Origin of the sequence: Lonepinella sp. MS14436 (assembly GCF_042470565.1) — a bacterium.
GTDB lineage: Bacteria > Pseudomonadota > Gammaproteobacteria > Enterobacterales > Pasteurellaceae > Lonepinella.
Genome location: NZ_CP170385.1, coordinates 543896 through 567876 on the forward strand (window position 1 = coordinate 543896; position 23981 = coordinate 567876).

Sequence of the window (23981 nt, forward strand, 5' to 3'; positions counted from 1 at the left end):
AAAAAATGAAAGTCATTATTCCTGTGGCTGGCTTAGGTACACGAATGTTACCTGCCACCAAAGCCATTCCAAAAGAAATGCTTACTTTAGTGGATAAACCATTAATTCAATATGTAGTCAACGAATGTGTCAACGCTGGTGTAAAAGAAATCGTGCTAGTGACGCATTCTTCTAAAAATGCTATTGAAAACCATTTCGACACATCTTTTGAGTTAGAAACGATGTTAGAGAAGCGTGTAAAACGCCAGTTATTGGAAGAAGTGCGTGCTATTTGCCCGAAAGATGTCACTATTATGCACGTCCGTCAAGGTAATGCCAAAGGGTTGGGACACGCCGTGTTATGTGGTCGTCCTGTGGTGGGTAATGAGCCTTTTGCCGTGGTGTTGCCTGATGTGCTGTTAGCGGATTTTACAGCTAACCAAAAAACTGAAAATCTTGCCGCGATGATCAAACGCTTTAAAGAAACGGGCAATAGCCAAATTATGGTTGCCCCAGTGGATCCAAAAGACGTGAGTAGTTACGGTATTGCAGACTGTGACGGTGTGGAATTTGCTGGTGGTGAAAGTGCCAAAATTGCTCGTATGGTAGAAAAACCAAGTGTAGAAAAAGCACCGTCTAATCTTGCAGTAGTAGGGCGTTATGTATTTTCAGCGGGAATTTGGCGTTTATTAGAAAAAACGCCAGTTGGTGTCGGTGATGAAATTCAATTAACTGATGCTATTGATATGCTTATTGAAAACGAAACTGTAGAAGCCTTCCACATGACAGGAGAGTCTTTCGACTGCGGTGATAAAATTGGTTATATGCAAGCCTTTGTAGAATATGGTTTACAACATGAAAAATTAGGCAAACCGTTCAAAGACTATTTGAAAAAATTAGCTAAAACCTTGTAACAAGCAGGGTAAAGAACAGGATTAGGGTGCGTTCAAACGTACCCTAACTTGCTTTAAAACCCCAATTTCCGCATTTCATTCACCACATCTTTCACTTCAATTTCCGCCATCAAATTTTTACCCGATAATTTGGTTGCCCATGGCAATTCTTGAGAGAGTTTATGAAATTCTTTAAACGCATTTTGCTCATAGACCGAAATCACATTATCCAAATTATGATAAGGACCTGTTCGCCAAGGATTATGATAAGCATACAGACCGATAACAGGTGTTCCCACCATGGTGGCAATATGAGCAGGACCACTATCGGGTGCGATCACTAAATCTGCTTGTTGGATTAAAGCGGTCAATTCAGCTAAACTCGTTTTTCCGCACGCATTGGTTATCTGATTATCACAAAGTGCGGTGATTTTTTGGCAAATTTCCATTTCTCGTGAAGCAGGAGAACCACATAAAATCACGTTAATACCTTGTTGAGTGGCAACATTGGCGAGTTCCGCATAGCGTTCAATCAACCAATCTTTTTCCTTTTTGCTGGAGCAAGGGGAAATAATCAGATTGCGTTGGTTTGGTTGAATAAAGGTTTTTGCCTTTTGTTGTGCTGGCAAAGAAAGGTTTAATTGCCAATGAGGGGTAAATTTTGCTACGCCAATTTTTTCGGCAAATGCCATAAAACCGTCTAACACATGAGGATTTTCAGGATCATTCACTCGTTGATTAACAAAAAAACATTGTCCCTCTCTTGAGCGCTTTTTCCCAAAACCGATTTTATATTTGGCTTTAATGCCTAAAGATAAAATAGATGCACGGAAAGCCGTTTGCATATTTAATAACGCATCAAATGATTGATTTTTTAGCTGTTTCCATAAAGCAAAAACGCCTCGCCAACCTGTTTTTTTATCAAATATAACTAAATCAATAAGCGGATTTTCAGGCATGACTTGCGATAATAAAGCATACTCCACCTTTCCCACAATCCAAGTGATTTGACAAGCAGGATAAAAACGAGCAATTTCTTGTACCACGGCTAAAGTATGCGTAATATCACCAATGGCGGAAAGGCGTAGAACGCATAGGGATTTAGGAGGGTGTTGTTGGCTAAAAAGGGGCATAAAAAAAGATCCTTATTTTTTGCGAAACATGACTATTTTAAAGTAGAATGATGCGAACGCCAACAAGGAATATAAAATGATTGAACGACAAGATCAAAATTGCTTTTTTTTATTAGCGAATGACAGTTATGCTGAACTCAATTATCGTCAATTTTTTAGTCCAGATTACTGGTTAAAAAAAGAGCGAGTTTCAGGCACCGCCAAAGGACGTGGCACCACTTATTTTTTACAAACCGATGATCTGTTCGGTGTTAATACCAGCTTACGTCATTATTATCGTGGCGGATTATGGAGCAAAATTATTCGAGATCGCTACCGTTTTACCGCACTTTCACAAACACGCAGTTTTGCCGAATTACGTTTGTTGCAAAAATTATACTTGGCTGGTTTACCTGTGCCGAAGCCGATTATGGCGGTCGTTGAAAAAGGCAAGTTAGGTATTTGTTATCGTGCTGATATTTTGATGGAAAAGATCGAAAATGCTCAGGATTTAACCGCACTTTTACAACATCAAACCTTGCCCTCAGAAATTTGGCAACAGATTGGCGGCTTAATTCGCCAGTTGCACGATTTACAAATTTGCCATACGGATTTAAACGCCCATAATATTTTGCTCCAACAGACAGAAACAGGGCAAAAATGTTGGTTGTTAGATTTTGATAAGTGCGGTGAAAAATCAGGGGATTTTTGGAAACAAGGTAATCTTGAACGGTTACAGCGTTCTTTTCATAAGGAAATTGAACGTATGAAAATTCAATTTAGTACGCAAAATTGGCAAGATTTATTAAGCGGTTATCACAATCGCCAGATTTAATGATAGAATACCGCAAATTTTTTTGAATAGATAAAATAATTAGGAATACCAATGCGTACAAGTCAATATTTATTTTCAACGCTAAAAGAAACCCCGAATGATGCTCAAGTGGTGAGCCATCAGTTAATGCTAAGAGCAGGTATGATTCGCCCAATGGCATCTGGCTTATATAACTGGTTGCCAACAGGTGTTAAAGTATTGAAAAAAGTTGAAAATATTATTCGTGAAGAAATGAACAAAGGTGGTGCCATTGAAGTGCTAATGCCTGTGGTGCAACCTGCCGAACTTTGGCAGGAATCAGGGCGTTGGAATGATTATGGTGCGGAGTTATTGCGTTTTACCGATCGTGGTAAACGTGATTTTGTGTTAGGACCTACTCACGAAGAAGTGATCACCGATTTAGTTCGCCGTGAAATCAGTTCTTACAAACAGTTACCGTTGAATTTATATCAAATTCAAACCAAATTCCGTGACGAAGTTCGCCCACGTTTTGGTGTAATGCGTTCCCGTGAATTTGTGATGAAAGACGCTTATTCTTTCCACACCACGAAAGAAAGTTTACAACAAACTTATGATGTGATGTATCAGGTTTATAGCAACATTTTCAATCGGTTAAACTTAGATTTCCGTGCAGTACAAGCGGATACAGGTTCAATCGGTGGTTCTGCCTCACATGAGTTTCAAGTGCTGGCTCAAAGCGGTGAAGATGATGTGGTATTTTCTACCGAAAGCGATTTTGCTGCCAATATTGAATTAGCGGAAGCGGTGGCGGTAGGTGAACGTTCACAACCAACTAAAGCGATGGAATTAGTGGATACGCCAAATGCCAAAACCATTGCGGAATTGGTAGAACAGTTTAATCTGCCGATTGAGAAAACCGCCAAAACCTTGATTGTAAAAGGGGCTACAGAAGAACAGCCGTTAATCGCCTTAATCTTACGTGGTGATCATGAATTAAATGAAGTTAAAGCTCAAAAACACCCGTTAGTCGCTGATCCATTAGAATTTGCTGACGAAGCAACAATTAAAGCCAAAATTGGGGCAGGTGTGGGTTCACTCGGTATCGTGAATTTACCGATTCCAGCGGTGATTGATCGCTCAGTGGCATTAATGTCTGATTTTAGTGTGGGAGCGAATATTGACGGCAAACATTATTTCAATGTGAACTGGGAACGTGATGTGGCGTTGCCTGAAATCTTTGATTTGCGTAACGTAGTCGAGGGTGATCCAAGTCCAGATGGAAAAGGCACATTGCAAATTAAACGAGGCATTGAAGTGGGGCATATTTTCCAACTGGGGACTAAATATTCCGAAGCCATGAAAGCCACCGTGCAAGGCGAAGACGGCAAACCGTTGGTGATGACGATGGGTTGCTATGGTGTCGGTGTCACCCGTGTGGTGGCTGCGGCTATTGAACAACATCATGATGAGCGTGGGATTATTTGGTCAAGCGATGAAATTGCCCCATTCACGGTGGCGATTGTGCCAATGAATATGCACAAATCTGAAACCGTACAACAATTCTCCGAAGATTTATACCGCACTTTACAATCGCAAGGTGTCGATGTGATTTTTGACGATCGCAAAGAACGCCCTGGTGTTATGTTTGCAGATATGGAGTTAATCGGCGTGCCACACCAAGTGGTGATTGGTGAGAAAAACCTAGCGAATGGCGAAATTGAATATAAAAACCGCCGTACAGGGGAAAAGCAGATGATTGCAAAAGATGAACTGTTAGCGTTCTTAAAAGAGAATGTGAAAGCGTAAAAAGACAAGTGCGATTATTAGAATTAATTACAGAATACATTTATAGCAGATAAGTAAAATAGTTGCTAAATTTAGCTATTTTCAAGAGATATTATGAATTTAATTAGTTTATTTTCAGGTGCTGGTGGTCTAGATCTGGGCTTTCAAAAAGCAGGATTTAATGTTGTAGCTGCCAATGAATTTGATAAGAATATTTTCCAAACTTATGAGAAGAATCATTCTACCAAATTGATTAAGGGTGATATTAGTCAAATTTCATCTGATGAGTTTCCTGAGTGTGATGGCATTATTGGAGGACCACCTTGTCAATCTTGGAGTGAGGGGGGAGCGTTACGTGGTATTGATGACCCAAGAGGCAAATTATTTTATCAATATATCCGAATTTTAAAAGACAAAAAACCTAAATTCTTTTTAGCTGAAAATGTGAAAGGCATGATGGCAGAGCGTCATAACAAGGCTGTACAGGATATTGTGCGAGAATTTGAAAATGCTGGCTATAACGTGCATATTTTTTTATTAAATGCCAAAGATTATGGGGTTGCTCAAGACCGTAAACGAGTGTTTTATGTGGGATTTAGAAAAGATTTAAATATTGATTTTTTTGTACCACAGCCACGAGTAAAAAAATTAGTTTTTAAAGATATTATTAGTGATTTGCAGGATAATGTAATCCCTGCCTTAGACGGCAATAAAACCAATGGTGATAATTGTAAAATTCCTAATCACGAATATTTTGTTGGTTCATATTCTACTATTTTTATGAGTCGTAACCGAGTGCGTCAATGGCATGAACCTGCTTTCACAGTGCAAGCATCTGGGCGACAATGTCAATTACACCCACAAGCTCCAGTTATGCCCAAAGTCGCTTTAAACTTAAATCAATTTGTGGAGGGTAAAGAACATTTATATCGCCGTTTAAGTGTGCGTGAATGTGCTAGGGTGCAAGGTTTTCCTGATGATTTTATTTTTTATTATAATAGTTTGAATGACGGTTATAAAATGGTGGGTAATGCTGTACCTGTGGAGTTAGCTTTTGATATTGCTACGGCAATCAAACAGGCTTTTGAATAAGGGATTATACAATGAGTAGTAAAAGTAATGATCAAGGTAGAGCTTACGAATTTGCTTATATTTTGATGCTGGAGCAAGAACTCAAAAACGCAAATATTATTGTTAACGTAGATAAGGCTAACGGTTTTCAGGCTGCCAAAAAATCTTGGCAATTATTAGATCCACTTATGCAATCTTTATACCAAAAAAGTGCTTTGGCTGGAGTTAATTTAATTTTTGAATTAGAACCGTTGATTTTAGAGAATAAACCTGTAACCCTTTGTATTCAAACTGATAATAAGGGAGAACAAGGTGATGTACGAGATATTTTGATTAGCCGTGATGATATTGCGTGGATGATAGGTCTAAGTGTAAAACATAACCATTTTGCGGTTAAACATAGTCGCTTATCGCCAAACATAGATTTTGCTCAAAAATGGTTTAATTTATCTTGTTCAGCTAATTATTGGCAAGCGGCGAAGCCTATTTTTGAACGTTTAAAAGAACTTAAAAATAAAGGAGTGAAATGGCGAGAATTAGACAATAAAGAAAGCCATATTTATGCTCCACTTTTGCGAGCCTTTATTGATGAAATAAATCATCAATATCATCATCAAGGTTCGCTTGTACCAACTAAAATGGTTGAATATTTATTAGGGGAATTTGATTTTTATAAAGCCATTAGTGTAGATAAAAAGCAACTCACCACTATACAAAGTTTTAATTTGCGAGGCACATTAAATCAGCCGTCTAAAAAAGCACAGGCAAAAATGATTGTACCGATTGTTCACTTACCTACTCGTATTTTTCATTGTGATTTTAAACCCGATAGCAATAATACGGTTGAGATGATTTTAGATGAAGGTTGGCAATGAGCCTATCCCATATTTTGTGTAAACACCAATTTCACTTAAAGGTGATCATTTAAGCGATCACCAAATTCTAGCACAAAATGGTTCAATGCTGCTCGCCAATTTCGGATTGGCATTGACCATTTTTTAGACGCATCTTTAATCGCAAGCCAGACTATTTTAATCACGGATTCGTCTGTCGGGAAGACATTTCGTTTTTTAATCACTCGTCGAATCACGCTATTTAACGATTCTATCGCATTTGTCGTGTAAATTGCCTTGCGAATATCTTCAGGATAGCTGAAAATCGTGGCTAAATTCGCCCAATGAGTCTGCCAGCTTTTGGCGATTAAGGGGTATTTTGCTTGCCATTTTTGCTCAAAATTAGCCAGTGCCTGTAGGGCGACCTGTTCCGTAGGTGATTGATAAATCTGCTTTAAATCCATGGTTACGGCTTTGTAATCTTTCCAAGTGACATATTTCAAACTATTACGAACCATATGCACGATACAAAGCTGAATTTTCGTTTCAGGAAAGACCGTATTAATCGCATCAGGAAAGCCTTTTAAACCATCAATGCAAGCAATCAGAATATCCTGTACGCCACGATTTTTAAGCTCGGTTAGTACGTTTAACCAAAATTTTGCCCCTTCATTTTCGGCGATCCACAGCCCTAACAGCTCTTTGCGTCCCTCCAGATTCACGCCCAAAGCGACAAAAACCGATTTATTGATAATCCGACCATCTTGGCGAACTTTCACCACGATACAATCCAAATAAACAATGGCATACACCGCGTTAAGGGGTTCATTTTGCCACTCAATAATGCGTTCTTTGACTGAATCAGTCACCCGAGAAATTAGGCTAGGTGAAACATCGGCATCATAAAATTCCTTAAACGAATCAACAATCTCTTGATTACTTAACCCTTTGGCATATAAGGCAATGATTTGCTCATCCATACCCGTAATGCGAGTTTGATTTTTCTTAATAATTTGGGGTTCAAAGGTGCTTTCACGATCTCGGGGAATGTTAAGTTCAATATCTCCCTCATCGGTGAGCAAAGTTTTTTGACTATAACCATTTCGGCTATTTTTAGCCTTTCTTGGCTGATTTTTCTTATAACCGAGATGTTCGGTAAGCTCAGTATTGAGAGCGGTTTCCACGGTGATTTTTTTCAGCATTCGAGAAAGCTGATTGAGATCTTCTGGCGTTTTGAGGTTTTTGGCGAGTTCGTTAGCCAATAATTTCATTTATTGTTCATTCATAATGAAAATACCTGTTTTTGGTTATTATCTCAGAAACAGGTATTTACACAAATTTTGGTATAGGCTCTTGGCAATTTAGTTTTAGAATACATAACGCATCTACCAAGGTTGAACCAAGTTTAAAATTTGATATTCAGTTTATTGGCATGCCAACAGCGATTGTATCTATTGATTGTAAGTGGCAATAATTACAAATCAATAGGCAAAAAGATTGCACTTGTTTAAGTGTACAAAGTGCGGTCATTTTTTTGCCTGTTTTTATCCTTTCCATTTCTCAAACAAGGGTGAATTAACCACATTTTCCACCTTATCAAAAGCAATCATTTTGCCGTTTTCTATTAAGATGACTTGCTCTGCCAATGTTGTGAGTTCATCAATACTATGGGTGACATACAAAATTGGAATAGCGATTTGTTGAGCGAGGTTTTCTAAATAGCTTAATAACTCTTGTTTACGCGGTAAATCAAGGGCGGATAAGGGTTCGTCCATCAGCAACATTTCCGGTTGACTTAATAAGGCTCGTCCAATGGCAACTCGTTGTTTTTCCCCGCCAGACAGGCTGATTGGGTAGCGATTAAGCAAATGTTCGATGCCGAGTAGTTGCACAATTCGGTCAAATTCCACCGCACTTTTTCCGCTTTTAGCTTTCATTGCATAACGCAAATTGCCTTTTACGGAATAGTGTGGAAATAAACGCCCATCTTGGAATACATAGCCCATCTGGCGTTTATTGGGTGGTAAACAAATGCCTTTAGCCGTATCCACTAAAATTTTCTCATTTAATTTAATATAGCCTTGGTCAGGGTGAATTAAGCCACTGATTAAATTAATCACGGTGGATTTTCCCGAACCTGATAAGCCAAAAAGTGCGGTAACATTTTGGCTTGGAATTTGGGCGTTAAGTTGTAATTCAAAATTGCCTAAGCGTTTACTTACATTAATTTCTAGCATCAGATTGCCCCAATTTTTGTTGTGTCCGTTTGGCGAGCCATTCGGAAATAATCAGCGAGAGTAACGCAATAATAATGGAAATTAAACAAAGGCGAGCTGCTGCACCCTCGGCATTTGGGGTTTCGATAAAGGAATACATGGCGAGCGGTATGGTTTGCGTAACATTGGGAATGTTAGACACAAAGGTAATGGTTGCCCCAAATTCACCAAGGGAACGAGCAAAGCCTAAAATCATACCTGCCAAAATACCAGGGAAAGCTAAAGGTAAGGTGATGGTGTAAAAGGTTCGCCATGGTGAAGATCCGAGTGTTAGTGCGGCTTGTTCAAGACGCATATCAATGCTTTCAATGGCTAAACGGATAGAACGTACCACTAAGGGAAATGCGACCACGGCGGAAGCTAAAATAGCACCATTAAGGCTAAATCCAAAGGTAAAACCAAACCATTGCGAAATATATTTCCCGATAAACCCATTGCGTCCCATGGAAATCAGTAGTAAGTAACCGATTACCACAGGCGGTAACACAAGCGGTAAATGAACAATGCCGTTAAGTAAGGATTTACCCCAGAACGTTTTGCGAGCTAATAACCACGCAATCGCAATCGCAAAGGGTAATGCCCAAATATTCGCCCAAAATGCCACTTTTAGGCTTAAAATAATGGCATTTATTTCAGAGGGGGATAGTTTTATATAGTCAATCATATAGCGAATTTAGTTATTACAAGGGCGGACACACAGGTCCGCCCTAACAAGTATTTTATGTAATTATTTACGTACAATCGGAGGAACAAATCCTAAGCCTAAATCCCACGGCTGTTCAATCCACGTATTTTGCGGAATATCAATGACGTAATCATCGACTAATGATGCACCAGCAGGTTTAGCAAAAACCGTGACAAATTTTGCTTTTGGATACATTTTGCGAATTTCGCGAGCGGTGTTTCCCGTATCGACTAAATCATCGACAACGATAAAGCCTTCACCGTCCGTTTGAGCAGCGTGTAAGACTTTTAATTCGCCTTGTTGATCATGATCGTAGCTTGAAATACACACGGTTTCAACGTGACGTAAACCCAATTCACGTGCTAATACGGCAGCAGGAAATAAACCGCCACGGCTGACGGCAATAATGCCTTTCCATTGTGTTGCTGGTAATAAACGCTCAGCTAGTTTGCGAGCGTGCATTTGGAACATATCCCAAGTGACAACATATTTTTCACTCATAATTTTACCCTTAACTGATTTGAGAGAAATTTAAAAATTGCGTAAGGATACCATTTTCCCCGTAGTGAATACCAGAATTTTTATTTTTTACACCGCACTTTTTGCGAAAAATAATAGAAATATCAGGAATGTTTGTACAAATCCAGAAATTGATCCATAATTGAAAGGTTTTTTAAGGAGAATTTATTATGTCAGATATTCAAGTATTACAACCAAAACGTTTATGGCAATGGTTTGATCGCCTTTGTGCCATTCCACGTCCATCACATCACGAAGAAAAAGTTGCAAAATTTATTGTGGATTGGGCGAATGAGAAAGGTTTTTTTGTAGAACGTGATCAAATTGGTAACGTATTAATTCGTAAACCTGCCACCAAAGGTATGGAAAATCGTCAAAAAGTCGCCTTGCAAGCCCATCTGGATATGGTACCGCAAGCCAATGAAGGTTCTACCCATAATTTTTTAACCGATCCAATTTTACCTTATGTTGATGGTGAGTGGGTAAAAGCCAAAGGGACAACCTTGGGATCAGATAATGGAGTCGGTTTGGCATCAGCATTAGCGGTATTAGACAGTGAAGATTTAGCTCACCCAGAATTAGAAGTATTGTGTACGATGACTGAAGAAGCTGGCATGGACGGGGCACATAATTTAAAAGCCAACTGGTTGCAATCAAGCCTGATGATTAATACTGATACAGAAGAAATAGGTGAGGTTTATATTGGTTGTGCTGGCGGTGAAGATGCGAAAGTAAGTTTACCGATTCAACGGGAGAAAAATACTTTTACTAAAACCTATCAAGTTTCTTTAAAAGGGTTACGTGGTGGTCACTCAGGCAGTGAAATTAATACAAATCGAGTGAATGCGATTAAATTATTTGCTCGTTTCTTAGCAAATATTGAACAAACTCAAGCCTTTCCATTTGCTTTAGCGGAAATCCGAGGCGGTTCGGTGCGTAATGCAATTCCACGTGAAGCATACGCGATTGTTTGTGTAGATGATGAAAACGCCTTAAAAACTGCGGTGCAAAATTTCCAAGATTTTTTACAGAATGAACTGGCTATTGCGGAACCGAAAGCGATCATTTCGGTTTTATCAGTGGATAATCCAGAAACTATTTTTGATCAAGCCTCCACTCATAAAGCAATACATTTGCTTAATGCTTTGCCGAATGGGGTAGATCGTTATAGTGATGTCGTTGATGGCGTGGTGGAAACATCAAGCAGTATCGGTGTGTTAAAAACCGAAGACGATGAAGTAACAGGGCTGATTTTAATTCGCTCTTTAGTTGAAAGTGGTAAGCAATATGTGGCAAGTTTATTGTCATCTTTGACATCTTTATGTGGTGCAACAGTAACACTTTCTGGCAATTATCCTGGCTGGGAACCTCACCCAGATACCGATATTTTGCGTTTAACCCAACGCATTTATGCGGAAATATTAGGTGTTGAACCAACTATTAAAGTCATTCATGCAGGGTTGGAATGTGGCTTAATTAAACAGGCTTATCCAACGATGGAAATTGTGTCTTTTGGACCAACCATTGAGAATGCTCATTCCCCTGATGAGAAAGTGCATATTCCTGCTGTACAAATTTATTGGGAGCTATTGACCAAAGTATTGGCGAATATTCCAGAACAAAAATAAACAGAAAAATTCGGGGCAGCTAAAAATTTGATATGAAAATAGTGAAGAAAGTGATACAATCGCTCGTTCTTAAAAATGTCCCGAATTTTATATTTCATTGATAGGTTAATTTATGGCTCTTGTAACCGAGAAAAAGAAAAATGCACCTGAGCAAACAACAGGGCAAAAATCCGTTGGTTTAAACCGTTTATTATGGTTATTAGCTATCGTTGTAATCATTGTCGCTGCGGTAGGTAATATTTATTTTGCAGAACAGTATTCAACCGCTATTCGTGTGGTCGGTATTGTTGTATTAATTGCCGTTGCTTTAGGCTTGGCAGCTATTACTAATCAGGGGGCAAAAGCTCTTGCTTTCTTTAGTGATGCTCGTGTTGAAATGCGTAGAGTAGTTTGGCCAACGCGTTCCGAAGCAATGCAAACCACATTAATTGTGGCAGGCGTGACGGTAGTTGTTTCATTAATTTTATGGGCGTTTGACAGCATTATTATTAGCGTCCTTGATTTCTTAACCAACTTGAGATTCTAATCCTATGACAGAAACGACAACAGCTAAAAAACGTTGGTATGTATTACAGGCTTTCTCTGGTTTTGAAGGTCGAGTAGCCACAACATTGCGTGAATATATTAAGTTAAACCACATGGAAGATCAGTTCGGTGAAGTGCTTGTACCTACCGAAGAAGTGATTGAAAACGTGGCGGGTAAACGTCGTAAAAGCGAACGCAAATTCTTTCCAGGCTATGTGTTAGTGCAAATGGAAATGAATGATTATACATGGCAGTTGGTACGTAGTGTGCCACGTGTGATGGGTTTTATTGGCGGAACCCCAGATAAGCCCTTGCCAATTAGCCAACGTGAAGCCGATATTATTTTAAACCGAGTAGAACAAAATGCGGATAAACCACGTCCTAAAAACACTTTCCAACCAGGTGAAGAAGTGCGTGTTACTGAAGGTCCATTCGCTGACTTTAATGGTACCGTGGAAGAAGTGGATTATGAAAAAGGTCGGGTTAAAGTATCTGTGTCTATTTTTGGTCGTGCGACACCAGTTGAGCTTGAATTTGGTCAAGTAGAAAAAGCTCACTAAATTTACTGCACTTTCTTATTCTCAGAGCAAAGTGCGGTATTATTTTCTAAAGTTTTGTTGATTTTATCAACCTTAGACTTGAAATCTCGGTTGTATTTGATTAAAATGCAACCCTTTTTAACGCTTGCATTCGCAAGGAAACACACAGGGGAGCTGATTTTCAGCGTTATCACCCAAATATAAGGAAACTTAAAAATGGCAAAAAAAGTCCAAGCCTACGTTAAGCTACAAGTAGCAGCTGGTATGGCTAACCCATCACCACCAGTTGGTCCTGCATTAGGTCAACAAGGTGTGAACATTATGGAATTCTGTAAAGCATTCAACGCTCGTACTGAGAGCTTAGAAAAAGGTTTACCAATTCCAGTTGTAATTACTGTTTATGCAGACCGTTCATTCACATTCATTACTAAAACTCCACCAGCTGCAGTATTATTGAAAAAAGCTGTAGGTATTAAATCTGGTTCAGGTAAACCGAACAAAGATAAAGTGGGTACAGTAACTCAAGCACAACTTCGTCAAATCGCTGAAACTAAAGCAGCCGATATGACTGGTGCAACTATCGAAACCAAAATGAAATCAATCGCTGGTACTGCTCGTTCAATGGGCTTAGTGGTGGAGGAATAATACAATGGCTAAATTGACTAAAAAAATGAAAGCAATCAAAGCTGGCGTAGATTCTACTAAAGCGTATGAAATTAACGAAGCCATTGCAGTGTTAAAACAATTTGCAACCGCTAAATTCAAAGAAAGCGTTGATGTGGCAGTGAACTTAGGTATTGATCCACGTAAATCAGATCAAAACGTGCGTGGTGCCACTGTGTTACCACATGGTACAGGTCGTGAAGTGCGTGTTGCAGTGTTCACTCAAGGTGCTAATGCAGACGCAGCCAAAGCCGCTGGTGCAGACTTAGTGGGTATGGAAGATCTTGCTGAACAAGTGAAAAAAGGCGAAATGAACTTTGACGTTGTTATCGCTTCTCCAGATGCAATGCGTGTGGTTGGTCAATTAGGTCAAGTATTAGGTCCACGTGGCTTAATGCCAAACCCGAAAGTCGGTACTGTAACACCAAACGTAGCAGAAGCGGTTAAAAACGCAAAATCTGGTCAGGTTCGTTACCGTAATGATAAAAATGGTATTATCCATTCCACTATCGGTAAAGCGGATTTCTCTGCAGAACAATTAAAAGAAAACTTACAAGCACTTTTAGCAGCGTTAGTGAAAGCTAAACCAACCACTGCTAAAGGTATCTTTATCAAGAAAGTAAGCATCTCTACCACTATGGGTGCAGGTGTGGCTGTTGATCAGTCTTCACTTTAATTGATTATTTGGTTTGGAAAAGTGCGGTTTTTTTTACCGTACTTTTTTATAGAAATGACTTTACCAGCAGGTGAAAGTCGTCTATAATTGCCGACCTAATTTTGCTATTTATAGCGAAATACTGATGGTGCTTGCCTCATCAAGCCCCGTCCAAGACCGTCGGTGGTTACATTAAATAGGTAATCTTAATATCCAACGTAGATGGTGAACAGAAAAAGAATTTTCTGCTTCTGTACACCGAAGTCGTCCTAATGGTTTATATTCAAATAGCCTATTAGGTAGTTTAATTCCGAGAAATCGGAGTGTATTCAGGAGCTAAAAGCCAATGGCATTAAATCTTCAAGACAAACAAGCAATTGTTGCTGAAGTAAATGAAGCAGCCAAAGGTGCCCTATCAGCAGTAATTGCGGACAGCCGTGGTGTGACTGTGGATAAAATGACTGAGTTACGCAAAACAGCTCGTGAAGCTGGCGTTTCAATGCGTGTGGTTCGTAATACTTTATTACGCCGTGCCGTTGAAGGGACAGAATTCGAATGTTTAAAAGATGCGTTTACTGGTCCTACTCTGATTGCATTTTCAAATGAGCATCCAGGTGCAGCAGCACGTTTATTTGCTGAATTTGCGAAAGCAAACAAAGAGTTTGAAGTTAAAGGTGCCGCCTTTGAAGGTAAAATCCAAGACGTTAATTTCTTGGCAACATTACCAACTTACGAAGAAGCGATTGCACGTTTAATGGGTACAATGAAAGAAGCTGCGGCAGGCAAACTTGTTCGCACTTTTGCAGCATTACGCGACAAATTACAAGAAGCGGCTTAATTTTAAAAGCACTTCTTAAATCGTTTATCAACTTATTTACTTTAGGAATTGATTGTTATGTCATTAACTAACGAACAACTAATCGAAGCAATTGCTTCAAAAACAGTATCAGAAATCGTTGAATTAATCGCAGCGATGGAAGAAAAATTCGGTGTTTCAGCAGCAGTAGCTGCAGCAGCTCCAGCAGCAGGTGCAGCAGGTGCGGCAGCAGAAGAAAAAACAGAATTTGATGTAGTTCTTGCTGAAGTGGGTGCAAACAAAGTTGCTGTGATCAAAGCAGTACGTGGTGCAACAGGTTTAGGCTTAAAAGAAGCGAAAGACTTAGTTGAATCTGCACCAGCTAACTTAAAAGAAGGCATTGCTAAAGCAGAAGCGGAAGCATTGAAAAAAGAATTAGAAGAAGCTGGTGCGAAAGTAGAAATCAAATAATTTTGATTGACACTTTTTCCACTTCGGAAACCAGATTTTCTGGGAAAGTGGCTGACGGAATACCGTCAGCCATTTTGTGCTATCAAGGTAGCATAAATAAAACCACCGTTTCATTGTCGATAAATTAAGTTAAATCAAGCTGTTAGCTTAATGACAATCCGCTCATCAGAAGTAAGGTTCAGAGTGCGGTATCTAACAAACGGATTCAAATCATTGTAACAGGTCGGCAAAAATTTTTATTTTTTCACCGCACTTTTAAACTGTTGCAATTCGGTCACACTAAAAAATTACAGAGGAACCCCAATGGTTTACTCCTATACCGAGAAAAAACGTATTCGTAAAGACTTCGGCAAACGTCCGCAAGTTTTAAATGTACCTTATTTATTAACAATCCAATTAGATTCTTTCGATAAATTTATCCAAAGAGATCCTGAAGGGCAACAAGGCTTAGAAGCCGCATTTCGTTCTGTATTTCCTATCGTGAGTAATAACGGTAGTACAGAATTACAATATGTCAGCTATAAGTTAGGTGAGCCTGTGTTTGACGTGCGTGAATGTCAAATTCGTGGTACCACTTTTGCCGCCCCATTGCGTGTAAAATTACGCTTAGTCAGCTATGACCGTGATGCGGCACCTGGCACCATCAAAGATATTAAAGAACAAGATGTCTATATGGGCGAAATCCCATTGATGACGGAAAACGGTACCTTTGTGATCAACGGTACAGAACGTGTTATCGTTTCACAATTACACCGCAGTCCAGGTGTGTTCTTTGATAGCGACAAAGGTAAAACCCATTCATCTGGGAAAGTATTATATAACGCAAGAATTATCCCTTATCGTGGTTCTTGGTTAGATTTTGAATTTGATCCGAAAGATAACTTATTCGCTCGTATTGACCGTCGCCGTAAATTGCCAGCGACCATCATTTTGCGTGCGTTAAACTACACCACTGAAGAAATCTTAGATTTATTCTTTGAGAAAGTGGTATTTGAAGTTCAAGATAATAAATTATTAATGGCATTAGTACCTGAGCGTTTGCGTGGTGAAACGGCGACATTTGACATTGAAGCTAATGGTAAAGTCTATGTAGAACGTGGTCGCCGCATTACGGCTCGTCATATTCGTGCTTTAGAAAAAGACAATATAGACAAAGTGGAAGTGCCAACCGAATATATCATTGGCAAAGTCGCTGCAAAAGATTATGTGGATTTAGAAAGTGGTGAGATTATTTGTCCTGCCAATATGGAATTATCCTTAGAGCTATTAGCGAAATTAGCTCAAGCAGGTTACACCACCATTGAAACCTTATTTACCAATGATTTAGACTTTGGTCCATATATTTCTGAAACCTTGCGTGTCGATCCGTCTTATGATCGTTTAAGTGCGTTAGTGGAAATCTATCGTATGATGCGTCCTGGTGAACCACCGACAAAAGAAGCCGCTGAGGGCTTGTTTGATAATCTATTTTTCTCACATGAACGTTATGATTTATCTGCCGTCGGTCGCATGAAGTTCAACCGTTCTTTAGGTATTGAAGATGCAGAAGGTAGTGGTGTATTAAGTAAAGAAGACATTGTGAATGTAATGAAAAAACTCATTAACATTCGTAACGGTCATGGCGAGGTAGATGATATTGACCACTTAGGAAACCGTCGTATTCGTTCTGTAGGTGAAATGGCAGAAAACCAATTCCGTATTGGTTTGGTGCGTGTTGAACGTGCCGTGCGTGAGCGTTTATCTCTCGGGGACTTAGATGCGGTAACACCACAAGATTTAATCAATGCGAAACCAATTTCCGCAGCCGTGAAAGAATTCTTTGGTTCATCACAATTATCGCAATTTATGGATCAAAACAACCCATTGTCGGAAGTGACCCATAAACGCCGTATTTCTGCTTTAGGACCAGGTGGTTTAACCCGTGAACGTGCAGGCTTTGAAGTGCGTGACGTACACACCACCCACTATGGTCGTGTATGTCCAATTGAAACCCCTGAAGGTCCGAATATCGGTTTGATTAACTCACTTTCCGTGTATGCACGGACGAATGACTACGGTTTCTTAGAAACCCCGTATCGTAAAGTAGTCGATGGTCAAGTGACCGAAGAAATCGAATATTTATCTGCCATTGAAGAAGGTAAATATGTGATCGCACAGGCGAACTCCAATCTTGATGAAAACTTCCGCTTTACCGATGCTTTTGTTACGGCACGTGGTGAACACGGTGAATCAGGGTTATATCGCCCAGAAGACATTCATTATATGGACGTTTCCACCCAGCAAGTGGTGTCAGTGGCGGCTGCGTTAATTCCATTCTTGGAACACGACGATGCGAACCGAGCCTTAATGGGTGCGAACATGCAACGTCAAGCCGTTCCAACGTTACGCTCCGATAAACCATTAGTCGGTACAGGGATGGAAAAACCGATCGCTCTTGACTCCGGTGTAGCTGTGGTAGCAAAACGTGGTGGGACAATCCAATATGTGGACGCCTCTCGTATCGTGGTGAAAGTCAACGAAGATGAAACCATTCCAGGTGAAGCAGGGATTGATATTTATAACTTAATTAAATACACCCGTTCTAACCAAAACACTTGTATTAACCAAATTCCTTGTGTGAATTTAGGTGAACCAGTGGGGCGTGGTGAAATTCTTGCCGATGGTCCATCAACCGACTTAGGTGAATTGGCATTAGGTCAAAATATCCGTGTGGCATTTATGCCTTGGAACGGTTATAACTTTGAAGACTCAATGTTGGTGTCTGAGCGTGTCGTGCAACAAGATCGTTTTACCACCATTCACATTCAAGAATTATCTTGTGTGGCACGTGATACCAAACTCGGTTCGGAAGAAATCACCGCTGATATTCCAAATGTGGGTGAAGCGGCATTAAGCAAACTAGATGAATCAGGGATTGTGTATGTCGGTGCGGAAGTGAAAGGCGGCGATATTCTGGTCGGTAAAGTGACACCAAAAGGTGAAACCCAATTAACCCCAGAAGAAAAATTATTGCGTGCGATTTTCGGTGAAAAAGCATCTGATGTGAAAGATAGCTCACTTCGTGTACCAAATGGCACATCAGGTACGATTATTGACGTGCAAGTCTTTACCCGTGACGGTGTAGAGAAAGACAAACGTGCCTTAGAAATCGAAGAAATGCAACTCAAACAAGCGAAAAAAGACCTTGTGGAAGAGTTGGAAATTTTAGAAGCAGGCTTGTTCTCTCGTGTGCGTAACCTATTAATTGACGGTGGCGTAAGCGAAAAAGAATTGGATAAAATGGATCGTGCAAAATGGTTAGAACAAACCTTGAGCGATGAAGCGAAACAAAACCAATTAGAACAACTTGCCGAACAATATGAAGAATTACGCAAAGACTTTGAACACAAACTTGAAGTGAAACGTGGCAAAATCATTCAAGGTGATGATTTAGCCCCAGGCGTGTTAAAAGTGGTTAAAGTATATCTTGCGGTGAAACGTCATATCCAACCAGGTGATAAAATGGCGGGTCGTCACGGTAACAAAGGGGTTATCTCAAAAATCAACCCTGTGGAAGATATGCCGTACGATGAAAACGGTCAACCTGTGGAAATCGTGTTGAACCCATTGGGCGTACCATCTCGTATGAACATCGGTCAGATTTTGGAAACTCACTTAGGTTTAGCGGCGAAAGGGATTGGTGATCAAATCAATGCAATGCTTAAACAAAAACAAGAAGTGGAAAAATTGCGTGGCTATATCCAAAAAGCCTACGATTTAGGTGGCGGTTCACAAAAAGTGGATCTCAGCACCTTCACTGATGAAGAAGTATTGCGTTTAGCCGAAAACTTGCGTAAAGGTATGCCATTGGCGACACCCGTATTTGACGGTGCTCACGAGAGTGAAATCAAAGAGTTACTACAATTAGGTGGCTTGCCGACTTCAGGTCAAATTACCTTATACGATGGTCGTACAGGGGAAAAATTTGAACGTCCAGTCACGGTCGGCTATATGTATATGCTCAAATTGAACCACTTAGTTGACGACAAAATGCACGCTCGTTCAACAGGTTCTTATAGTCTTGTTACACAACAACCATTGGGTGGTAAAGCCCAATTCGGTGGTCAGCGTTTTGGTGAAATGGAGGTCTGGGCATTAGAAGCCTATGGTGCTGCTTACACCTTACAAGAAATGTTGACAGTGAAATCCGATGATGTGAACGGTCGTACGAAGATGTATAAAAATATCGTCGGTGGCACACATTATATGGAACCAGGCACACCAGAATCTTTCAATGTGATTATGAAAGAAATTCGCTCGCTTGGTCTTAACATTGATTTAGACGAAGAGTAAGCCGACAGGCAAATTATCCGCTAAAGTGCGGTTAAAAAATCCAATTTTTACACCGCACTTTAAATACGTTTAACTCCGATAGGAGCAAAATCTGTGAAAGATTTAGTTAAATTTTTAAAAGCACAATCAAAAACTGCAGAAGATTTTGATGTGATTAAAATCGGTTTAGCCTCACCTGATATGATCCGTTCTTGGTCATTTGGTGAAGTGAAAAAACCAGAAACCATTAACTACCGTACATTCAAACCAGAACGTGACGGTCTTTTCTGTGCCCGTATTTTCGGACCTGTAAAAGATTACGAATGTTTATGTGGTAAATATAAACGTTTAAAACACCGTGGCGTGATCTGTGAAAAATGTGGCGTCGAAGTGACCCAAACCAAAGTTCGCCGTGAACGCATGGGACACATTGAGTTAGCCTCACCTGTGGCACATATTTGGTTCTTAAAATCATTACCGTCTCGCATTGGTTTATTATTAGATATGCCATTGCGTGATATTGAGCGTGTGCTTTATTTCGAAAGCTATATTGTGATCGAACCAGGTATGACGGATCTTGAAAAAGGTCAATTACTCACCGAAGAGCAATATTTGGAAGCCGAAGACCGTTTCCAAGATGAATTTGAAGCGAAGATGGGGGCAGAAGCCATTCAAGCGATTTTGCGTGATATGGATTTACCACGTGAGTGCGAAGTATTGCGTGAAGAATTGCAAGAAACCAATTCCGAAACCAAACGCAAAAAAATCACCAAACGCTTGAAATTACTTGAAGCATTCATTCAATCTGGCAACAAACCAGAATGGATGGTGATGACTGTATTGCCAGTGTTACCACCTGATTTACGTCCGTTAGTGCCGTTAGACGGTGGTCGTTTTGCCACGTCTGACTTGAACGATCTCTATCGCCGTGTGATCAACCGTAACAACCGTTTAAAACGTTTATTAGATTTAATCGCACCAGACATTATTGTGCGTAACGAAAAACGTATGTTACAAGAATCGGTCGATGCCTTATTAGATAACGGTCGCCGTGGTCGTGCCATTACAGGGTCAAACCGCCGTCCATTGAAATCTTTGGCAGATATGATCAAAGGTAAACAAGGTCGTTTCCGTCAAAACTTATTAGGTAAACGTGTTGACTATTCAGGTCGTTCAGTTATCACCGTAGGTCCATACTTACACCTACATCAATGTGGTTTACCGAAAAAAATGGCGTTGGAATTGTTCCGTCCATTTATTTATGCGAAATTAGAAAGCCGTGGTTATGCGTCAACGATCAAAGCTGCCAAAAAAATGGTGGAGCGTGAAGATGCGATCGTATGGGATATTTTAGCGGACGTGATTCGCGAACACCCAATCTTATTAAACCGTGCACCAACCTTGCACCGTTTGGGTATTCAAGCCTTTGAACCGTTATTAATTGAGGGGAAAGCGATTCAGTTGCACCCATTAGTTTGTGCGGCGTTCAATGCGGACTTCGATGGTGACCAAATGGCGGTACACGTACCATTAACCTTGGAAGCCCAATTAGAAGCACGTGCGTTAATGATGTCAACCAACAACATTTTATCCCCAGCCAGTGGTGATCCGATTATCGTACCATCACAAGATGTGGTATTAGGTCTGTACTATATGACCCGTGATAAAGTGAATGGCAAAGGCGAGGGTATGTTGTTGCAAGACCCGAGAGAAGCGGAAAAAGCCTACCGTACAGGACAGGCGGAATTACATTCTCGTGTCAAAGTGCGTATCACCGAATACAGCAAAAATGCGGATGGTGAATTTGAACCACAAACCAACTTAGTGGATACCACCATTGGTCGTGCCATTTTATGGATGATCGCACCAAAAGGGATGCCATTTAGCTTGTTTAACCAAACCTTAGGCAAAAAAGCGATTTCAAAATTGATCAACGAAAGCTATCGCCGTTTGGGTATGAAACCAAGCGTGCTATTCGCTGACCATATTATGTACACAGGCTTTGCTTACGCCGCACGCTCAGGTTCATCTGTCGGTATCGATGATATGGTGATCCCAGAGAAGAAATACGAAATTATTTCGGCAGCAGAAGAAGAAGTGGCAGAAATTCAAGAGCAATTCCAATCAGGTTTAGTCACTGCTGGCGAACGCTATAATAAAGTGATCGATATTTGGGCAGCCGCCAACGAACGTGTTGCCAAAGTGATGATGGAAAACTTGTCCACGGAAGAAGTGATTAACCGTGACGGTAATCCTGAAAAACAAGCGTCGTTCAATAGCATCTTTATGATGGCTGACTCTGGAGCACGTGGTTCTGCGGCTCAGATTCGTCAGCTAGCAGGTATGCGTGGTTTGATGGCACGTCCAGACGGCTCGATTATCGAAACTCCAATCACCGCAAACTTCCGTGAGGGTTTGAACGTATTGCAATACTTTATTTCTACCCACGGTGCACGTAAAGGTTTGGCGGATACCGCATTAAAAACAGCGAACTCAGGTTATTTGACTCGCCGTTTAGTTGATGTGGCACAAGACTTAGTGATCACTGAAGATGACTGTGGTACCCACGAGGGTATCGTAATGGCACCATTAATTGAAGGTGGTGATGAAAAAGTGCCATTGCGTGAATTAGTGTTAGGTCGTGTGGCTGCCGAAGATGTGTTAAAACCAGGTACAGACGAAGTGTTAATCGCTCGTAATACCTTATTAGACGAAAAACTCTGTAATGTATTAGACGAAAATTCCGTGGACACCGTGAAAGTGCGTTCTGTGGTAACCTGTAACACCGACTTTGGTGTCTGTGCCAAATGTTACGGACGTGACTTGGCTCGTGGTCACTTGATTAACCAAGGTGAAGCGGTGGGTGTTATCGCTGCCCAATCTATCGGTGAGCCAGGTACACAGTTAACGATGCGTACGTTCCATATTGGTGGTGCGGCATCTGCAGCAGCCAAAGAGTCTAGCGTTCAAGTGAAAAACAACGGGACGATTCGTTTAGCCAACGTGAAATTCGTCAATAACAACGAGGGTAAATTAGTTTTAACTTCTCGTAACACTGAATTAACCGTGATTGACGCATTCGGTCGTACCAAAGAGCATTATAAATTGCCTTATGGTACCATTTTAAACAAAGCAGACGGCAGCGATGTCGAAGCAGGCGAAACCATTGCCAACTGGGATCCGCATACTATGCCGATCATCTCGGAAGTAGCAGGTTTCGTGAAATTCGTGGATATTATTGATGGCTTAACCGTAAGCCGTCAAACCGATGAATTGACGGGTTTATCTTCTATCTTAGTGCAAGATGTGGGTGAACGTGCCACCGCAGGTAAAGACTTACGTCCAGCGATTAAATTAGTGGATGCCAAAGGTAACGATATTTTAATTGCAGGCACAGACGTAGCGGCACAATACTTCTTACCAGGTAAAGCCATCGTGACGCTTGATGACGGTGCAGAAATCAATATCGGTGATCCATTAGCTCGTATTCCACAAGAATCGGTGGGAACCAAAGATATTACCGGTGGTCTTCCACGAGTAGCCGACTTATTTGAAGCACGTAAACCGAAAGAGCCAGCGATTTTAGCCGAAATTTCAGGTATCGTGTCATTCGGTAAAGAAACCAAAGGCAAACGCCGCTTATTGATTACCCCAACAGACGGCTCCGATGCGTACGAAGAAATGATTCCAAAATGGCGTCAACTCAACGTATTTGAGGGCGAAATGGTGGAACGTGGCGACTTAATTTCTGATGGTGCAGAAACCCCACACGATATTTTACGCTTGCGTGGTGTTCACGCCGTGACGGAATATATCGTCAACGAAGTGCAAGAAGTTTACCGCTTACAAGGGGTAAAAATCAACGACAAGCACATCGAAGTCATCGTGCGTCAAATGTTGCGTAAAGCCATTATCACCAAAGCCTACGATTCTGAATTCTTAGAGGGCGAGCAAGTAGAAGTGGCACGCATTAAAATCGTCAACCGTAAACGTGAAGCCGAGGGCAAACCATTGGTGGAATTTGAACGTGAATTGCTTGGTATCACCAAAGCATCCCTTGCGACAGAGTCATTTATCTCTGCTGCCTCGTTCCAAGAAACCACTCGTGTGCTTACCGAAGCCGCCGTGGCAGGTAAACGTGACGAATTGCGTGGCTTGAAAGAGAATGTGATCGTAGGGCGTTTAATTCCAGCAGGTACTGGTTTTGCCTATCACCAAAACCGTGTGAAAAACCGTGATGCAGGTATTGTGATTGAAGAACCTGTGGTTAAATTCTCTGCTGCCGATGAAGCAGAAATTGAAGCCGAGTTTAACAACATGGTCGCCGATGACCCAACTGCTAGTTTGACAGAAATGTTGAATATGGTGGATGATGAGTAGTTAGTCAAATAATTAATTAACGGCTAAAAGCCCTGAATAGCGATATTCAGGGCTTTTTTATTGT

General features: G+C 40.6%; 19 protein-coding genes and 1 pseudogene. 15 read left to right on the forward strand and 5 right to left on the reverse strand.

Annotated features, from left to right (window positions below):
• Positions 1-5 precede the first annotated feature (5 nt).
• Positions 6-893 carry a UTP--glucose-1-phosphate uridylyltransferase GalU gene (gene galU / locus O1Q81_RS02665; RefSeq protein WP_386698090.1) on the forward strand — a complete coding sequence of 296 codons (888 nt, stop codon included), beginning with the start codon at positions 6-8 and terminating at the stop codon, positions 891-893.
• A 53-nt stretch (positions 894-946) separates the two neighbouring features.
• Here the strand turns inward: galU and O1Q81_RS02670 are convergent, their stop codons facing one another.
• A complete protein-coding gene (locus tag O1Q81_RS02670; protein ID WP_386698092.1) occupies positions 947-2005 on the reverse strand; it encodes a glycosyltransferase family 9 protein in 1059 nt (352 codons plus the stop codon).
• A 76-nt stretch (positions 2006-2081) separates the two neighbouring features.
• Here O1Q81_RS02670 and O1Q81_RS02675 point away from each other — a divergent pair, with 76 nt between their 5' ends.
• From O1Q81_RS02675 to O1Q81_RS02690, 4 genes are all read left to right on the forward strand, one after another.
• Complete coding sequence (locus O1Q81_RS02675) at positions 2082-2819, forward strand: 3-deoxy-D-manno-octulosonic acid kinase (RefSeq protein WP_386698094.1); 738 nt, start codon at positions 2082-2084, stop codon at positions 2817-2819.
• A gap of 51 nt (positions 2820-2870) precedes the next feature.
• Complete coding sequence (gene proS, locus O1Q81_RS02680) at positions 2871-4586, forward strand: proline--tRNA ligase (protein WP_386698096.1); 1716 nt, start codon at positions 2871-2873, stop codon at positions 4584-4586.
• Between the two features lie 93 nt (positions 4587-4679).
• Positions 4680-5657: a DNA cytosine methyltransferase gene (locus O1Q81_RS02685; RefSeq protein WP_386689151.1), complete on the forward strand. Its 978-nt coding sequence runs from the start codon at positions 4680-4682 to the stop codon at positions 5655-5657.
• Between the two features lie 11 nt (positions 5658-5668).
• Positions 5669-6511, forward strand: a complete 843-nt coding sequence (locus O1Q81_RS02690; RefSeq protein ID WP_386698098.1) for a HaeIII family restriction endonuclease — start codon at positions 5669-5671, stop codon at positions 6509-6511.
• A gap of 35 nt (positions 6512-6546) precedes the next feature.
• Here the strand turns inward: O1Q81_RS02690 and O1Q81_RS02695 are convergent, their stop codons facing one another.
• On the reverse strand, positions 6547-7740 hold the full coding sequence (locus O1Q81_RS02695) for an IS256 family transposase (RefSeq protein WP_386698100.1): 1194 nt from the start codon (positions 7738-7740) through the stop codon (positions 6547-6549).
• 32 nt (positions 7741-7772) lie between these two features.
• Here O1Q81_RS02695 and O1Q81_RS02700 point away from each other — a divergent pair, with 32 nt between their 5' ends.
• Complete coding sequence (locus O1Q81_RS02700) at positions 7773-7943, forward strand: HaeIII family restriction endonuclease (RefSeq protein ID WP_386698102.1); 171 nt, start codon at positions 7773-7775, stop codon at positions 7941-7943.
• Positions 7944-8019: 76 nt separating this feature from the next.
• Here the strand turns inward: O1Q81_RS02700 and modC are convergent.
• The 3 genes and pseudogenes from modC to gpt form a co-directional block, all read right to left on the reverse strand.
• A pseudogene (modC, locus tag O1Q81_RS02705) lies at positions 8020-8706 on the reverse strand (molybdenum ABC transporter ATP-binding protein); the annotation flags it as partial.
• Positions 8693-9409, reverse strand: coding sequence for a molybdate ABC transporter permease subunit (gene modB, locus O1Q81_RS02710; RefSeq protein WP_386689155.1), 717 nt, complete (start codon positions 9407-9409; stop codon positions 8693-8695). The pseudogene modC and the gene modB, both read right to left, overlap by 14 nt.
• Positions 9410-9472: 63 nt before the next feature.
• Entirely contained in the window at positions 9473-9931 is a 459-nt protein-coding gene (gene gpt, locus O1Q81_RS02715; RefSeq protein ID WP_386689157.1) for a xanthine phosphoribosyltransferase, read from the reverse strand.
• 188 nt (positions 9932-10119) lie between these two features.
• On the opposite strand from gpt, the gene O1Q81_RS02720 reads away from it, so the two are divergent.
• The 9 genes from O1Q81_RS02720 (at position 10120) to rpoC (ending at position 23917) form a co-directional block, all read left to right on the forward strand.
• Complete coding sequence (locus tag O1Q81_RS02720; protein ID WP_386698104.1) at positions 10120-11577, forward strand: aminoacyl-histidine dipeptidase; 1458 nt, start codon at positions 10120-10122, stop codon at positions 11575-11577.
• Between the two features lie 112 nt (positions 11578-11689).
• Positions 11690-12103: a preprotein translocase subunit SecE gene (secE, locus tag O1Q81_RS02725; protein ID WP_386691517.1), complete on the forward strand. Its 414-nt coding sequence runs from the start codon at positions 11690-11692 to the stop codon at positions 12101-12103.
• Between the two features lie 4 nt (positions 12104-12107).
• On the forward strand, positions 12108-12662 hold the full coding sequence (gene nusG / locus O1Q81_RS02730) for a transcription termination/antitermination protein NusG (protein WP_386689163.1): 555 nt from the start codon (positions 12108-12110) through the stop codon (positions 12660-12662).
• A 195-nt stretch (positions 12663-12857) separates the two neighbouring features.
• Positions 12858-13286, forward strand: coding sequence for a 50S ribosomal protein L11 (gene rplK / locus O1Q81_RS02735; protein ID WP_386689165.1), 429 nt, complete (start codon positions 12858-12860; stop codon positions 13284-13286).
• A gap of 4 nt (positions 13287-13290) precedes the next feature.
• Complete coding sequence (gene rplA / locus O1Q81_RS02740) at positions 13291-13980, forward strand: 50S ribosomal protein L1 (protein WP_386689167.1); 690 nt, start codon at positions 13291-13293, stop codon at positions 13978-13980.
• Positions 13981-14305: 325 nt separating this feature from the next.
• On the forward strand, positions 14306-14797 hold the full coding sequence (gene rplJ / locus O1Q81_RS02745; protein ID WP_386689169.1) for a 50S ribosomal protein L10: 492 nt from the start codon (positions 14306-14308) through the stop codon (positions 14795-14797).
• A 57-nt stretch (positions 14798-14854) separates the two neighbouring features.
• Positions 14855-15226 (forward strand): 50S ribosomal protein L7/L12, encoded by a 372-nt coding sequence (gene rplL / locus O1Q81_RS02750; RefSeq protein ID WP_386689171.1) that lies wholly within the window; start codon positions 14855-14857, stop codon positions 15224-15226.
• Positions 15227-15529: 303 nt separating this feature from the next.
• Complete coding sequence (rpoB, locus tag O1Q81_RS02755) at positions 15530-19558, forward strand: DNA-directed RNA polymerase subunit beta (protein ID WP_386689173.1); 4029 nt, start codon at positions 15530-15532, stop codon at positions 19556-19558.
• 93 nt (positions 19559-19651) lie between these two features.
• Entirely contained in the window at positions 19652-23917 is a 4266-nt protein-coding gene (rpoC, locus tag O1Q81_RS02760) for a DNA-directed RNA polymerase subunit beta' (protein WP_386689175.1), read from the forward strand.
• Positions 23918-23981: the final 64 nt, after the last annotated feature.

Excerpts from the sequence above, each read along its gene's own strand:
- modB (WP_386689155.1), bottom strand. The coding sequence starts at position 9,409 with ATGATTGACTATATAAAACTATCCCCCTCTGAAATAAATGCCATTATT.
- rplK (WP_386689165.1), top strand. The coding sequence starts at position 12,858 with ATGGCAAAAAAAGTCCAAGCCTACGTTAAGCTACAAGTAGCAGCTGGT.
- rplJ (WP_386689169.1), top strand. The coding sequence starts at position 14,306 with ATGGCATTAAATCTTCAAGACAAACAAGCAATTGTTGCTGAAGTAAAT.
- gpt (WP_386689157.1), bottom strand. The coding sequence starts at position 9,931 with ATGAGTGAAAAATATGTTGTCACTTGGGATATGTTCCAAATGCACGCT.
- O1Q81_RS02685 (WP_386689151.1), top strand. The coding sequence starts at position 4,680 with ATGAATTTAATTAGTTTATTTTCAGGTGCTGGTGGTCTAGATCTGGGC.
- rplA (WP_386689167.1), top strand. The coding sequence starts at position 13,291 with ATGGCTAAATTGACTAAAAAAATGAAAGCAATCAAAGCTGGCGTAGAT.
- nusG (WP_386689163.1), top strand. The coding sequence starts at position 12,108 with ATGACAGAAACGACAACAGCTAAAAAACGTTGGTATGTATTACAGGCT.
- rplL (WP_386689171.1), top strand. The coding sequence starts at position 14,855 with ATGTCATTAACTAACGAACAACTAATCGAAGCAATTGCTTCAAAAACA.
- O1Q81_RS02670 (WP_386698092.1), bottom strand. The coding sequence starts at position 2,005 with ATGCCCCTTTTTAGCCAACAACACCCTCCTAAATCCCTATGCGTTCTA.
- O1Q81_RS02690 (WP_386698098.1), top strand. The coding sequence starts at position 5,669 with ATGAGTAGTAAAAGTAATGATCAAGGTAGAGCTTACGAATTTGCTTAT.
- galU (WP_386698090.1), top strand. The coding sequence starts at position 6 with ATGAAAGTCATTATTCCTGTGGCTGGCTTAGGTACACGAATGTTACCT.
- proS (WP_386698096.1), top strand. The coding sequence starts at position 2,871 with ATGCGTACAAGTCAATATTTATTTTCAACGCTAAAAGAAACCCCGAAT.
- secE (WP_386691517.1), top strand. The coding sequence starts at position 11,690 with ATGGCTCTTGTAACCGAGAAAAAGAAAAATGCACCTGAGCAAACAACA.
- rpoB (WP_386689173.1), top strand. The coding sequence starts at position 15,530 with ATGGTTTACTCCTATACCGAGAAAAAACGTATTCGTAAAGACTTCGGC.
- O1Q81_RS02695 (WP_386698100.1), bottom strand. The coding sequence starts at position 7,740 with ATGAAATTATTGGCTAACGAACTCGCCAAAAACCTCAAAACGCCAGAA.
- O1Q81_RS02720 (WP_386698104.1), top strand. The coding sequence starts at position 10,120 with ATGTCAGATATTCAAGTATTACAACCAAAACGTTTATGGCAATGGTTT.
- O1Q81_RS02675 (WP_386698094.1), top strand. The coding sequence starts at position 2,082 with ATGATTGAACGACAAGATCAAAATTGCTTTTTTTTATTAGCGAATGAC.